At 72.8% G+C, this 14,536-nt stretch carries 10 protein-coding genes; 1 reads left to right on the forward strand and 9 read right to left on the reverse strand.

Going from position 1 to position 14,536, the window contains the following annotated elements; genetic code table 11:
• Positions 1 to 75: 75 nt before the first annotated feature.
• The 5 genes from ACIRQP_RS28055 to ACIRQP_RS28075 form a co-directional block, all read right to left on the reverse strand.
• Positions 76 to 1,956, reverse strand: a complete 1,881-nt coding sequence (locus ACIRQP_RS28055; protein WP_403894248.1) for an ATP-binding cassette domain-containing protein — start codon at positions 1,954 to 1,956, stop codon at positions 76 to 78.
• A 124-nt stretch (positions 1,957 to 2,080) separates the two neighbouring features.
• Positions 2,081 to 2,845, reverse strand: a complete 765-nt coding sequence (locus ACIRQP_RS28060) for an NUDIX domain-containing protein (RefSeq protein ID WP_249953052.1) — start codon at positions 2,843 to 2,845, stop codon at positions 2,081 to 2,083.
• 118 nt (positions 2,846 to 2,963) lie between these two features.
• On the reverse strand, positions 2,964 to 5,021 hold the full coding sequence (locus ACIRQP_RS28065) for a glycogen debranching N-terminal domain-containing protein (RefSeq protein ID WP_403894252.1): 2,058 nt from the start codon (positions 5,019 to 5,021) through the stop codon (positions 2,964 to 2,966).
• A 115-nt stretch (positions 5,022 to 5,136) separates the two neighbouring features.
• Positions 5,137 to 6,429, reverse strand: coding sequence for a DUF4192 domain-containing protein (locus tag ACIRQP_RS28070; protein ID WP_403894255.1), 1,293 nt, complete (start codon positions 6,427 to 6,429; stop codon positions 5,137 to 5,139).
• A 286-nt stretch (positions 6,430 to 6,715) separates the two neighbouring features.
• Entirely contained in the window at positions 6,716 to 8,872 is a 2,157-nt protein-coding gene (locus ACIRQP_RS28075; protein ID WP_403894258.1) for a RecQ family ATP-dependent DNA helicase, read from the reverse strand.
• Positions 8,873 to 9,199: 327 nt separating this feature from the next.
• Here ACIRQP_RS28075 and ACIRQP_RS28080 point away from each other — a divergent pair, with 327 nt between their 5' ends.
• Positions 9,200 to 9,820, forward strand: a complete 621-nt coding sequence (locus ACIRQP_RS28080; RefSeq protein ID WP_403894261.1) for a hypothetical protein — start codon at positions 9,200 to 9,202, stop codon at positions 9,818 to 9,820.
• Positions 9,821 to 9,914: 94 nt separating this feature from the next.
• Here the strand turns inward: ACIRQP_RS28080 and ACIRQP_RS28085 are convergent, their stop codons facing one another.
• The 4 genes from ACIRQP_RS28085 to ACIRQP_RS28100 all read right to left on the reverse strand — a co-directional run bounded on the left by ACIRQP_RS28085 (position 9,915) and on the right by ACIRQP_RS28100 (position 14,532).
• On the reverse strand, positions 9,915 to 10,553 hold the full coding sequence (locus tag ACIRQP_RS28085; RefSeq protein ID WP_403894264.1) for a hypothetical protein: 639 nt from the start codon (positions 10,551 to 10,553) through the stop codon (positions 9,915 to 9,917).
• 137 nt (positions 10,554 to 10,690) lie between these two features.
• Entirely contained in the window at positions 10,691 to 11,401 is a 711-nt protein-coding gene (locus ACIRQP_RS28090) for a ribonuclease HII (protein ID WP_403894267.1), read from the reverse strand.
• Positions 11,402 to 11,696: 295 nt separating this feature from the next.
• A complete protein-coding gene (locus tag ACIRQP_RS28095) occupies positions 11,697 to 13,244 on the reverse strand; it encodes a DUF4153 domain-containing protein (RefSeq protein WP_403894270.1) in 1,548 nt (515 codons plus the stop codon).
• Positions 13,245 to 13,602: 358 nt separating this feature from the next.
• Positions 13,603 to 14,532 (reverse strand): ADP-ribosylglycohydrolase family protein, encoded by a 930-nt coding sequence (locus ACIRQP_RS28100; RefSeq protein ID WP_403894273.1) that lies wholly within the window; start codon positions 14,530 to 14,532, stop codon positions 13,603 to 13,605.
• Positions 14,533 to 14,536: the final 4 nt, after the last annotated feature.

Below are 14,536 nucleotides of genomic sequence, written 5' to 3' on the forward strand. Positions count from 1 at the left end.
TGACGCCTTATCGGAAAGAAGCGAGCGCCATCAGGGGAGTTGCGAACACCGGTGAAATGTCCGGTCGTTCCGTGGTCACCAACGGGCCCTACGGCGAAGGCCGGTGAGCAGATATGCGCAGAGCAGGGCCAAGAGCGACAACGTCAGGGCCGCGGCGACGGGTTGGGCGACAAGTCTGAACGTGGCCATCAGCCAGTGGTCGGCCTGGCGCGGCCAGTCCAGCCAGGCCAGCTCGCGCAACCGGCCCGGGAGTCCGACGACCGAACGCGCGGACGGACCGGCGAGCGCCCGCTGAATCAGGGGGACGACCAGGGTCGGCACGGCGACAACCACGGTCACCCCCGCGGCAGTGATCCGGAAGACGCCGGCCCCCAGCAGCCCCGCCCAGGCGCAGCCGACGGTCAGTCCGGCCCAACCGGCGCTCAGCGCGAACCAGTTGCCCGGCACGGGCACGGAGTCGGCGCCGTACACCAGGCGCAGGGCGCCCGCGTCGGCGGCCACGGTCAGGAACGCGAGCGCCAGCGCCGCCGCCGCTGTCACGACGAACTTGGCGAGGAGCAGACCGAGGCGGCGCGGGACGGTGCCCCGCGCGCCGGCGAGTGCGGGGTAGCGGAACTCGTCACCGAACGAGTACGCGCCGAGCAGCCCCGCGCCGAGGGCCGCGGGCGGCAGGGGCAGGAACGCGGGCCAGGCGGCGAGCAGGCCGGAGAGCGGGGTCCTGCCGGTGCGGGCGAGCGGCACGGCGAGGGCCACGGACGCGACGAGGACGGCGATGGCGATCAGTGCGGTGGTGCGGATCCCGAACATGCGGCGGAGTTCGTAGCGCACGGGCCGGAGAGGGCTGCGTACCGGCCCCGACGGCAGCGGCACGGGCAGCGGACCGCGGTCGTGGTGCCGAGGGTGGCCGTTTTCGTGGCCGTCCTCATGGCCGTCCTCATGGCCGTCCTCATGGCCGTCCTCATGGCTGCGGTCGGGGCCGTGGTCGGGGCCGTCCTCGTAGCCGTAGGTGTAGTCGGGCTCGCAGGCGGCGTCGTAGGCGGGGGCCGGGGCGGGCACGGGCACGGAGACCGGCGCGGGACCCGTGTCGCCGAACTCGTCGGCGAGCTGATGAACGAGGACGCCGTTACGGAAGGCGGTCTCGCCGATCTCCGGGCAACTGCTGCCGTAGACGGTGAGCAGACTGCCCACCCCGGGCTCGGAGACGACTTCGACGGAGCGCCGACCTGCTCGGGCCTCGCGGCTGAGCGCGTCGGCGAGGCGGGCGGCGTGCGGCGTCCTGACGGCGACGCGGGGGCGCAGCCGGGTACGGGCGAAGGAGACCACGTCCTGGTCGGCGACGAGACGGCCCTCGTCGATGGTGATGACATGGTCGGCGGTACGCGCGGCCTCCTTGGCGTCCTGCGTGGTGTAGAGAACGGTGCCGCCCTGGTCGGCGTGCGCACGCAGCATTCCGAACAGCCAGCTGTTCTCACGGGGTGACAGATCGACGGACGGCGCGTCGAGCAGCAGGGTGTGCGGATCCCCCAACAGCGCGGAGGCGAGCCCGAGTCTGCGGTCCATGCCGAGCGAGAGCGAGCCGAGCCGTTCGTCGCGCAGACCGCCGAGACCGACGACGTCGAGGAGTTCGTCGGCGCGTGCGGCGGGCACTCCCGCGGCGGCGCAGAGCATCCGGAGCTGGCCCTTGACGGAGCGCGCGGGATGGCCCGGCACATCGCCGAGGAGCACCCCGATCTCGCGTGCGGGGTGTTCGATGCGGTGGAGGGGGCGACCGCGGAAGTAGGTGACCCCGCGTCCTGGTTCGAGTTCGAGCATCAGCCGGAGCGCGGTGGTCTTGCCCGCGTCGGGGGCGCCGAGAAGCGCCGTGACGGAGCCGGACGGCGCCTCGAAGGTCAGGTCGTCCACGGCGGGCGGGAGATCTCGACGGGGGTTGCTGGTCAGTCCGATGGCCTGGAGCATCGCTTCTCTCGCGGGGTGAGACCGCTCGGCGGCAGGGTGGGTACCGCAGCAAGATAACGCGACATGTCCGACTTGTGGCGCAGGGCGGCGCTCCCGGGTGTCAGACGTCCGGCACGTGGCCCCGTCAGACCTCCGGGCGCAGCATCGGCGGGTTGAGTACGGTCGCCCCGCCGGCCCGGAACAACTGCGCGGGTCTGCCGCCCTGCCGGGTCGTGGTCCCGCCCGACGGGACGAGGAATCCCGGAGTGCCGGTCACCTTGCGGTGGAAGTTGCGCGGATCGAGCGCCACCCCCCACACCGCCTCGTACACCCGGCGCAGCTCACCGACGGTGAACTCGGAGGGGCAGAACGCGGTGGCGAGCGAGGAGTACTCGATCTTCGAACGGGCCCGTTCCACCCCGTCCGCGAGGATCCGGGCGTGGTCGAAGGCGAGTTGGGCGGGCTGTTCGTCCTCGCGGGCGAAACCGCCCTCCTGGTTGAGCAGCGCGTCCACCGGGGCCCAGCGGGCGCTGTTGGCGTCACCTCCGGCGCGGGGTGCGGGAAGGTCGGGCGAGAGCGCCAGATGAGCCACGCTGACCACCCGCATCCGGGGATCGCGCCCGGGATCCCCGTAGGTGGCGAGCTGTTCGAGATGGGCCGCGTTCCCGGGCGCCGGGGAGACCGGGTCGTGCGCGCACAGGCCCGTCTCCTCGGTGAGTTCGCGCGCCGCCGCGCCGGCGAGGTCCTCGTCCGCCCTGACGAAACCGCCGGGCAGCGCCCACCGGCCCTGGAACGGCGGCTCCCCGCGCCGCACCACCAGCGCGCAGAGCGCGTGGCGGCGCACGGTGAGCACGACCAGGTCGACGGTGACAGCGAACGCGGGGAAGGCCGACGGGTCGTAGGGCGACATGCCGCGATCATAGTCGTCTGCCTGACGATAAACACTCCTTCCGTCACTCGCGCTACCCACTTCTTCGCTGTCTTCGTGATCTCCGCGTCCCGGGCCCGGCCCGCGTGCCCGCCGGGGCTCAGACCCCCAGTTGAAGGCCGGGGGCCGCCTCCTCGACCATGCCGAGCCCGAGTCCGCTGACCCGTACGGAGAAGGGCTCTTCCGCGACCCGCAACCCGGTGAGCTGCACCGCCCCGAGCGGGGCGCTGCGAACCGGGCGCAACGCGACGGTGCGCGCGGGCGCGTCCGGGCGGATACCGGCGAGAGCGGTGAGCAGATGGATTCCCGTGGCCGCGGCCACGGCCGCCGGACGGCACGCCGCGGGGTGCGGTACGGGAGCACCGCCCGCGGTGCGCCTCTCCCCCGCGAACATCTCGGGGAGCCGGTGCCCGAACGCCTCCGCCGCGTCCAGCACACCCCGGAGCAGCGAGCCTGCCTCCTCCTCGTATCCGGCCGCGATCAGGCCCCCGATCGCGACGGCCGTCTCATGGACCCGTACCGCCCCCGCGCGGTGGCCGAACGGATTGTGTCCGGGCTCCTTTCCTCCGAGGCCGCGCAGTCCCCATCCCGAGTCGAGGTCCGCTCCCCGGACCATGGCGACCAGCCGTTCGGTCTCCGCCGCGTCCAGCAGTCCCGGGGCCGCCTTTCCTCCGCCGAGCAGGCCGGTGTCCAGCAGGTGGGCGGCGCCGGCGCTCGGATGGGGGAGAACCCGGCCGTCGGGCCACCGCGCGGCGGCGGGGCGTCCGCCCGTGGACTCGTCGACCCAGAATGTCCGCCGGAACCGCAGCCGTAGCGCGCCCGCCCACTCCCGCCAGCCGTCGGCCCCCGGCCGACCGCAGGACTCCAGCAGATCGGCCCCGAGCAGCGCGGCGCGATGCGCGTGCGCCTGGGTCTCGACGCGCCGTGGCCCGGTGGGGCCCGGCTCCCCCAGCAGCCCGTCGGCACCGAGGGCGGTACGCAGCCAGTACAGACAGCGCTCCGCCGTGGGGAGCAGTTCGGCGAGGTCACCCTCGGGAAGACCCCAGCGGCGCGCCTCGGCGAGAACCACGGGGAAGGCGAGCGTGGCCTCAACTCCCGTACAGCTCGGGGGCAGATGGGGCCCGGCGTCCCGCAGCGTTCCGGGAATGCGCCCGAAATCGCGTCCGGGGCCCCGGAACTGGGTGCGGGCGAGCGTACGCATCGTGCCGGCGGCCAGCCGGGTGCCGAGCGGGAGAGCCATCCGTACCGCCCAGAGCGCTTCCGCGGCCGGAGGTCCGCAGCGCCAGGGCACGCCCGCGGCGGGATGGACATCCGTGGAGCCGCCCGGCCCGCGCAGGAGGAGCGCCCCGAGATCGTCGAGGCTCGCGGCGAACAGAGGGCGCACCCTGGGGTCGTCACCCTCGGCGCTCGCCTCAGGCAGGGGATTACTGGCGGTCCGGCCGGTCGGCCGCACGGGCCGGTCCGTACGGATCCGCAACTCGATGGTCCGGGAGGCCCCGGGGGCCAGCTCCATGTCCCAGCGGAGCAGACCGGCCGAGGCCAGCGCGTCCCGCGGGGCCGGGTCAGCGGCGACGACCGCGTGTCCGCCGTTCGCCGCGGCCCAGCGCAGACCGGCGGCGTGGACGCTCGCCGGGAGTTCGAGCCCGGCGCGGCCGACCGCGATCGCGGCCAGCTCCGCCAGATCCGTCCCCAAAGTGATCTCCACCGGGAACCGGCGGACTCCACGGGCCGAGTTGTGCAGGGTGATGCGTTCGGTGCCGTCGGCGTCCCTGAGCCGTTCGACGCTGATCTCCGGGTCGGGTCCGGCATCCGCAGGCGTACGGACCACCGCGCGGAACCGCGCCCGGTCGGCGGCGACCAGCCTGCCCTGCAACGGGAGGGGTTCCCGTCCGGCGATCCGCAGCAGGCAGCGGGAGAGGAGACGGCGGCCCGACTGATAGAAGCCCTCCAGCCCCTGGCCGGTGAGTTGTCCGTGCTCGGCCGAGACAGCGAGTCGCGGCAGCGCGACGCAGAGGAGCACGCGGTGTACGTCCGGCAGTTCGCCGTGCGGCAGGGCGCCGCTCCGTGCCCCGGACGGTGCGGCACGCGAGGGTGCGGCACGCGACGGGTCGCCGCTCGAGGTGCCAGGGGTGTGTGAGGGAAGGGCGGTGAGGGCCATGGGTGGTCTGCTCTGCCTTCTGTGCGCTCCGGAGAGCCGCGCTGTGTACGGCGGCGCGGCTCGTACGACTTCGCCACAGAGGTGAACGGCTGCCCGGGCGGCGGGGTCACGGCTCTCATCGGCCACTCCTGGTCCCACGCCGGCCGCCGCGCCTGGCACGTCGGTCGCGCGCGGCCTGCGCACCGGACGCGGACCCCTTGGGCGGAAGACTCTTCCGGGGGACGGGCCGGCGCACCGGACGGAGCTTGGGCCGCCCACCGGTCCCGAGCGGGGCCGGCAGCGCCCGTGCGCCGCGCTCCTCGCGCAGACAGCGGCGGAGCGTCTCGGGGTCCAGTCCTTCGTTGCATGCCTGGTGGAGCAAGCGCGCGAAGACGTACTGGGGGTCGAGCCGCAGCGCGAGTCCCAGGGCGACCCGCGCGCCGGGCTCGTCGCCGGTGGACCAGGCGACCCAGCCGGCCAGGGTCAGCGGGGCGGTCGCGTGCTCGGCGTACGGACCGACACAGCGCCGGGACAGCGCGCGCCAGAGCCGCAGGGCGGGCGCGGCCTCGGGCCCCTCCATCCACTCCGCGGCGCGGTCGCGGGTCTCCCTGTCCTGGAGTCCGAGGATGACGGTGGCCGCCTCCTCGTGGGTGATGAGCCGGTCGTCCTCGGCGTCCGTATCGGCTTGGCCCGCCCCCGGCGCCTCCCTCAGCCGCCCGATCAGAGCGCGCGCCAGTCGCAGTGTCTCCTCGCCGACCCGTTCCCGGCTTCCGTCCCCCAGGATCCTGGGCACGAGCGCCGCGCCCGCGTCGTCCAGCGCCCGTTCCTGCTCCTCGGCGGCGGGGGTACGCCAGGGCTCCAGACGGGCTTCCATCTCCCGCAGCGACCCCCGTACCTGGACACCGGCGTACGCGGCGGCCGCCGCCATCACCGACGTACCGGGCAGGGCCAGCCCGGTCCCCTCGGGCGGACAGCAGCGGACATCCGGGCAGCAGTAGGACCAGAAACGCCCGTCGGAGATGCAGAGCGCCTCGTGCACGGGAACGTCCAGGCTTCCGCACGCGATGCGCAGCCGCTGCGCGAGGGGGCGCAGTCGCTCCATCACCTGCCGGCCCGTCTCCCCCGCCACCGGGTCCTGACAGAGGAAGACGACGATTCCCTCGGGACGGCCACCGCGCCGCTCGCTGCCCTCAATCAGACACTCGGCGAGCTGATCGGCCGCCGGTGGCCATTCCTTCGGCGAGCGCGGGATACCGAGCCTGAGCCGTCCGCCGAAGCGTCCCCGGTCGCCCTGCAGCGCGACCATGACGATGGAATCGGTGGGGTGGAATCCGAGCAAGTACGGGAGAGCGTCGGCGAGTTCCGCGGGACTGCGCAGGGTGATCTGCTGCTCGTCGGCTGATCCGGTCGGTTCGTGGTGCTTGTTCATGGCTCGACGGTCCCGCGCCGGCCCGGATCCCGCGACCCCTGTGGATAACTTTATCCACAGGCTGATCGGCGCATTCGCGGATTGTCGGAGCCATCGGGTTGCATGGGGGCATGACCCACGCGGACCGCACGGCTCTCGGAACCTCGGCCTACAAAGACCCCCGCTGCCGCAAGCTGGTCGAGGTCATACGCGAGGACGGCGGTTCCAGGAGCGCGGAGTACAAAAGTAAGGGTCCAGCCGTCGGCGTCCCATGGGACAAGCCCGGTTCAGGCGGCTCAGCGGAAGCTCAGCCTGCCGCGGCGAGGACCAACGGAAGAACCCCTTCGCCGCCTGCCTGGCGGAGCAGTCGGGCAGCGACCGCCAGGGTCCAGCCGGAGTCGGTGTAGTCGTCGACGAGCAGGACGGGGCCGGGAGTGCGGGCCAGGGCACCAGCCAGCTCCTCAGGGACGGTCAAGGTGCCGGACAGCGCCCTGAGGCGTTGGGCGGAGTTGCTGCGGCGTGCGCGCGCGTCGCTCGGGCCGGTGTACGTGAGGGTGCCCAGGAAGGGGAGGCGGCCGATGGACGCGATTCCCTGGGCGAGGGAGCCGACGAGTTGGGGCCGGGCCAGGGACGGCACGGCGACGACTCCCACCGGCCGGGCGGAGGCGTCCGGGACGTTCGGCGCCCAGCCGCCCGCGGAGCGCGCCCAGTCGGCGAGGACGGCCACCGCGGCCCGCAGAACATCGTCGGGGACCGGTTCATCGGGCGCGTTCTCGGCCAGCAGCGGGCGCAGTCGGTTGCCCCAGCCGATGTCCGAGAGCCGGCCCAGGGCACGTCCGGTGGAGCACTGGTCCCTGGCGGGGATGCGCCCCTTGAGGTCGATGCCCAGTGCGGGCATCCCCGTCGGCCACATACGGCGCGGCTCGACCTCCACCCCCGGGCGGTCCAGTTCGTTCGTCGCCCCCGTCAATGTCTCCGCCGAGACAGACGGATCGGCCCAGGCTCCCGCGCAGTTGTCGCAACGGCCGCACGGAACCGCCCCCTCGTCGTCCAGCTGTTGGCGCAGGAACTCCATCCGGCACCGGGACGTGGTCACGTAATCGCGCATGGCCTGCTGCTCGGCCGCGCGCTGCCGCGCGACCCACGCGTACCGCTCCGAGTCGTACACCCAGTCGGCTCCCGTGGCCGTCCAGCCGCCCTTCACCCGTTTGACGGCCCCGTCCACGTCGAGCACCTTGAGCATGGTCTCCAGACGGGTGCGCCGAAGATCCACCACCGCCTCCAGGGAAGGCACGGACAACGGCCGTCCCGCACCGGCGAGGGCCGACAGAGTCTGTCGGACCTGCGCCTCGGGCGGGAAGGCGGTATCGGCGAAGTAGCGCCAGATGGCCTCGTCCTCCTTGCCCGGCAGCAGCAGCACATCGGCATGGGCCACACCGCGACCCGCGCGCCCCACCTGCTGGTAGTAGGCGATCGGCGACGAAGGCGAACCCAGGTGCACGACGAAGCCCAAGTCCGGCTTGTCAAAGCCCATACCCAGCGCCGACGTCGCGACCAGCGCCTTGACCCGGTTCTCCTGCAGATCGACCTCGGCCTGCAGCCGGTCGGCGTTCTCCGTCTTTCCGGTGTACGAGGCCACGCGGAAGCCGCGCTGCCGCAGGAAGGCGGTGGCCTCCTCGGCCGCGGCGACGGTGAGGGTGTAGATGATCCCCGAGCCCGGCAGCTCGTCCAGGTGCTCGGCGAGCCAGGCCAGCCGGTGCGCGGCGTCCGGCAGCCGGACCACACCCAGCCGCAGGCTTTCCCTCTCCAGCGGGCCCCTCAGCACCAGCGCCTCGCCGGCACCGGTGCCCAGCTGATCGGCCACGTCCGCTGTGACGCGCGCGTTGGCGGTCGCGGTGGTGGCCAGCACCGGCACGCCGGGGGCAAGCTCGGCCAGCATCGCCCGCAGCCGGCGGTAGTCGGGGCGGAAATCATGTCCCCAGTCGGAGATGCAGTGCGCCTCGTCGACCACCAGCAGACCGGTCGTGGCCGCGAGCTTGGGCAGCACCTGATCGCGGAAATCAACGGAATTGAGCCGTTCCGGACTTACGAGAAGGACATCGGTCTCGCCACGCTCGACCTCCTCGTAGATGGTCTCCCACTCCTCCGGGTTGGCCGAGTTGATGGTGCGCGCCCGGATCCCTGCCCGCGCCGCCGACTCGACCTGGTTACGCATCAGCGCCAACAGCGGCGAGACGATCACCGTGGGCCCGGAACCACGCCGCCGCAGCAGAGCGGTGGCGACGAAGTACACCGCCGACTTGCCCCAGCCGGTACGCTGCACCACCAGCGCACGCCGGTGCTCCTCCACCAGCGCCGCCACCGCCTGCCACTGGTCCTCCCGGAGCCGTGCCGAACCACTCGGGTCACCGACGAGCTCGGCGAGGATGGCATCGGCTTCAGTGCGGAGTTCCAGGTTGTCCATGCCCCCATGCAACCCGACGGCAAGGACAATCGGCTACTTCACCCCGCGTGACAGTCGGCTCACGACAGCAGCGGAGGGGGTGTTTCCGCTGGTCCTCGCCGTTCAGGCGGGACGCGAAACCGCACCAGCGGCGAGTTCAGGCAGGGATATGACTGCCATATCCCCACGTTCCGGACGACGGCGCCAATTGCTCGTTGCCGCACGCCGATACGCCAGGAAGAATTGGAACCGTCCCCGCACGGCCCCTCGCGGTCCGTCAACGCCGTGCCGCGGCGCGCCCCCATCCGACCCAGCCCGCACTGTGGGCGCGTATGCGAAGGGAGGAACGTGACCTTCGGATTCGCTCCGTCCGCAGCCACCTCGGTCAGTACACCGGCCGATTCCGTCAGCCGCCTCGCCAGAATGCTCGAACCCGCCGAATGGGCGGAGGCGGGTATTCCGCTACTGCGCAACCCCCGTGAGGTGGTCAGCGGTCTGCACAGCCGGCACCGGCCGATCCCGTCGACCGCTGTCGTGGCCGTACTCGACCACGAGGAACGGCTCACCGCCAGCGCCTCGTTCGCACCGCGTGCCGCCCCGGTCGACGGATGGGAGTTCCGCAACGCGCTGCTGGCGCATCTGCGCCGCGTCATCCCGCACGACCTGCGCCGCCGTACGCCCGTACGCACCGCCGTCCTGCTCTACTGCCGTGAGGGCGACGGGCGTTGGACGGAGGAGGACGGAGCCTGGATGTGGGGGCTGCGGGACGCCTGCACCCTCCATGGACTGCGCTGCGGCGCGTACATCACGCTGACCCGCGGCGGCTGGCAGGTGCTGGGCGAAGGCCGCGGTGGCCGACAGCCCAACTCCGAGTCCGTACCCGCCGCCCTGGCCGAGACTGTGACCGACCCGTCGCCGGTGCGCGGCGGCGGAGCGGTGGAGGTATTGCGGCGCGCGACTGCCCGTTGAGCAGCCGGGCGCCCGCCGCTCGTCGGCCCGTCACAACGGCCCGGCCGCCCCCTGAACGGGCAGCCGGGTCACGGCCGGACCGGCGTCGTACGGCTCAGACGCCCGCGCCCAGCACGGTGTTGATCCGCTTCGAGTCACCGCACACGACGAGCAGCGCTTCGGCCTTCTCCCTGGCCGGCGGAAGCACCCGAGCGATGGCGTCGTCACCGCCTCCGTTGACGGCGACGACCACGACCGGCCGTGACTGGGCACGGGCGACGGCGTCGCCGTCCGCGAAGAACACGTCCTCGCGGGCGTCGTGCTGAGCCCAATAGGCGGCTTCGCCGAAGGACAACTCGTGGGTGGCCCACGGGTGCTGTTCCCCGGTGGTGAGCACCAGGATGTCGCCCGGCGCCCGCCCCGAGTCGAGCAGCAGATCGACCGCTTCCTCGGCGGCATCGAGCGCACCGCCGGCCGGAGCCGGAATCAGCTGGATCTGAGGGACGGAAGGAGTCGTGGCGCCGGAGGCCTGGGGCTGCCCGGCGGAGTTGTGCGAGCGCTGCGCCGGCGGCGCGGGCCTCGCGGGACCGGGGCCCGGACGTCCGGGCCGCGGTGTCGTCGCGGAGCGCGGCCCGGGGACGGGACGCGGACCGGGTACGGGACGAGGGGTTGGCGCCGTACGGCCGGTGGCCGGAGTGGCGCTGGCACCCTGGGCTCTCTCGTGAATCTGAGGCTCCTGAGGGATGAGAGGCATGACTGGATGTCTATCAAACACCGGTGCGAAAAGCATCGGCAGGTGGGGATATTTGTACCCATGTCTGCGGGCGCGAGCCGCACAGACCCAAGGTTCACCGAAAATTCCGGAAGTCGGACCCTCCGGAAATCGGCAGTTCAGAAGTCGAAGCCGAGTTGGCCCCCGCTTTCCATAGCGGTGGTCTCCGCGGAGACCCGGACCTTCTTGAGGTGCCGCCACCGGGGCAGCACGTCGAGATAGGCCCACGAGAGCCGGTGGTGCGGTGTGGGCCCCCACTCCTCCAGCGCCGCTCTGTGCACCGGTGAGGGGTAGCCCGCGTTGGCGCCGAACGCGTAGGGAGCGTACTCCTCGGCCTCCGCGCCGAGTTCGGCCATCATGGCGTCCCTGCGCACCTTGGCGAGTACCGAAGCGGCAGCCACCGAGACGCAGGACTGGTCGCCCTTGATGACCGTACGCACCTGCCAGGGTCCTCCGAGGTAGTCGTGCTTGCCGTCGAGGATCACCGCGTCGGGCCGTACCGGCAGCGCCTCCAGGGCGCGTACGGCGGCGAGCCTGAGCGCCGCGGTCATCCCCAGGGCGTCGATCTCCTCCGGGGAGGCGTGTCCCAGCGCGTGGGAGGTGACCCACCCCTCCAGCTCATCGGCCAGCTCCGTACGGCGCTTGGGACTGATGAGTTTGGAGTCGGTGAGGCCGGCCGGAGGTCTGCGCAACCCCGTGACGGCCGCGCATACCGTTACGGGACCGGCCCACGCTCCGCGCCCGACCTCATCGACGCCCGCGATGATCCTGGCGTCGGTGGTGGCGCGCAGCGAGCGCTCGACGGTGTGCGTGGGTGGTTCGTACGGCATGGCACCTGCCAGGTTACGCCGCCCGAACGCCACGCGACAGACCGGGTACCGGCCGTGGTGTTCGCCGGTGACCTCGGGACGCGCGTCGTCGCGCGGGACCCCCCGTCCACCACCTTTTCGACGAGCCGGGCGGACGGGCCCTTGACGCCACCGAGAATCAGCCCGTGGAATCGCGCGGCGGTTGACGCCTCACATATGTCGCGCGGCGGTTGACGCCTCACACATGTGAGGGACCGTCGCACAGCCCACGGTGGGCACGGCACGTCCGGCGGGGGCGTCCCGTACCCACCGACGCTCAGGGCCTGTCGAGTTCGCGCCCCAGACCGTAGCAGGCGGAGGACGTGTCGATCTCCCGCTGCGCCACGATCTCGCGGGCCCTGCTCTCCGACCAGCTCGTCGCGTACCAGGGCTCGGACCCGTCCCCCAGATTCCGGCCGATGCCGGCCAGGGCGCACGAACGCAGCGGCTCGGGCAGCCGGTCGAGCGCCGGTGCGGCATCGGCCGAGAGGTCCTGGAAGTACTCGATGTCGATCTTGTGCGAACGCTCGTACCGCTGCACGTTCCGCTCCGCGACCAGCGCGTCCGGCGAAACCAGACCGAAGGCCAGGACGGCGGCCCCGGCACTCGCGGCGACGGCGCGCGGCAGCCACTGTCCGCCGAGAACCACCGCCACCAGGATCAGAACGATCACCACACCGAGCCACAGCTCCACCGCCGCCACCGAGACGCGCAGGCGGGTCAGTCCGTAGGCGTCGACATACAGATCCATCCGGCGCAGCGCCGCGGCCACCACGACCAGGGTCAGCGCGCAGAGGACACCGAGCACGGCCCGGACCAGGGTGGCGTCACCGGCGCCGTCGCGCGGGGCCCATCGCCGGGCGAGCCCGATCACGAGAAGGACGAGCAGGGTGGCCCAGAGCAGCTGCCAGAAGCCTTGGCGCGCGTACTCCGCGTAGGTCAGACCGGTCTCCCGAAGGACCTTGTCGTATCCGCCGAAGAGCACGGCGAGCTGGATGGCGATGAAGGCCGCGAAGAGCAGATTGAGGACGATGAGCGGCAGCGCCCACTCCATCCGGCCACGGGCCCGTCCGGGGCGTACGGTGATCCGGTCCCAGCGCAGCGGTGCGGCGGCGGTGTGAGCGGCGGCGAGCGCGCCGACGAGCCCGACCGCGAACAGCACGAACCTCCATGGCCCGTCGCCGACCGAGACGTCGGGACTCAACTGGCCCAGCAGATCGGCGAACGCCGCGTCGGCGTTCGCGAAGAGCGTGCCGAACACGATCAGCAGGACGACCGCGACCGCGACGGCACGGAGGACCGGCATCACGCGACCCCGCGATCCCCCGGCGCGTGCCCGAAGGCCGCGCCACCCCCAGACCGTGCCGGGTCCGAGGGAACCGAGCAGACCCAGCGGGCCGAACACGACACCCGGCCAGGTACGGCAGCCGTGCAGGGCGAGCGAGCCGAGCGCCAGCGCGGAGACGACCGCGAGGAAGGTCGGCAGCCCGGCGTCCCGCAGGGCGGGGACGGCGAGCAGAACGATGCCGCCGAGAGCCCAGACCAGCGTCCAGGGGCGCGGGCGGCGGCCGGCGGCCTGGGCCGCGAAGTAGGCGGCGAGCGCCGCGGGCACCGCCACGATCAGCAGATTCAGGCCGAGTCCGTCACCCAGCAGCAGGGCGCTGAGCAGGGCGGTCGCCAGGACCGACCAGAGGGTGGCGGCACGTATCGGGGCAGGGGTGCCCGGCTGTATCTCGGTGAGCCAGCGGGGCGGCTCGCTGCGCCGCGGCTGCCACTGCTGCCAGTCGGGCGGGGGCGGCCCGCCCTGACGCTGCTTGGTGAGCACGGCTCCTTCGTGGGACCGACGGGCGGCGTCCCCCGGCCGCTGCGCGCCGCCTTGACGTTGTGCGACGCTCCGTCGCTGCGTGGCCCCCTGCCCCTGCGCGCCGCCCTGCCCTTGGCTGTCGGCCGGCTCCTGCCCCCGCTCCCCGTCGGATTCCTGCGTTCTGCCCGGATCTGTCACGGGACCCCCTCCCGGCCGGGTCCCTTCGCGGCAGCGGAGTGGCGCGTACGGCCCGGCGTCTTGTCGGCGCACGCCCCTCGAAGATCACCGGGGCGGCGTGGCCGACAGAGTAACCGCGCGCCCCCGCCCCCTCCTCGTTTCCGAGGGCAGGTGTGGCAGGACCGTGACAACCGCGCGCGGGCTACCGCGGTCGCAGCCAGCCCGGCAGCGCTTCCGTCCGCTCCAGCCAACGCGCCGGCGGCGCCCCGGTCCTTGCCGCGGAGATCACGCCCCCCGCGATCGCGCATGTCGTATCCACATCGCCGCCCACCTGGGCCGTGGTCCAGAACCCCCGCTCGAAATCGCCGAGAGCCCGCGCCGCCGACCAGAGGGCGAACGGCACGGTGTCATGCGCGCTGGTACGCCGCCCACAGCCGAGAACCGCGGCCACCGTGCCCGCGTCGTCGTAGTCCAGCATGTCCCGCGCCCGGCGCAGCCCCGCCCCGACCGCGCTGCGCGGCACGAGCGCCACCACACCGTCGAGCAGGGCCTCCGGCGCCGACGGCCCCGCGGGGTCCGCGGCGAGAGCTGCCGCCGCCGCGACCGCCATGGCGCCCACGACGGCCTCGCGGTGCTGGTGTGTGGTGTACGCGGAGATCTCGGCCTGATGCGTGGCCTGCTCCGGATCGTCCGCGTACCAGGCGCCGAGCGGCGCGATCCGCATGGCGGCCCCATTGCCCCACGAGCCCTGCCCGTTGAACAGCGCGGCGGCCAGTTCACGCCAGTCGCCGCCCTCCCTGATCAACCGGAGCATACGGTTCACGGCGGGCCCGTAACCGCGGTCGAAGTCATGGTGCGCGGCGAAGGACAGGGCCAGTGCGTCCTGGTCGATACGGCTGTGCGCGGCCAGTACGGCCACCACCGACGCGGCCATCTCGGTGTCGTCGGTCCACTGCCAGAGCTCGGGCGGCAGCTCGCGCCGCTTCAGCAGCGGATAGTTCGAAGGGACGAAGAACTGGGAGCCCAGAGCGTCCCCCACGGCCAGCCCGCGCAGGCTTGCCAGGGCGCGGTCGTAGCGCGGATCGGTTGGCCGGTCGGTCGAGGATGCAGCGGGTGTGGAATCAGCAGTCATCGCA

This window comes from Streptomyces sp. NPDC102274 (genome assembly GCF_044766385.1).
GTDB lineage: Bacteria > Actinomycetota > Actinomycetes > Streptomycetales > Streptomycetaceae > Streptomyces.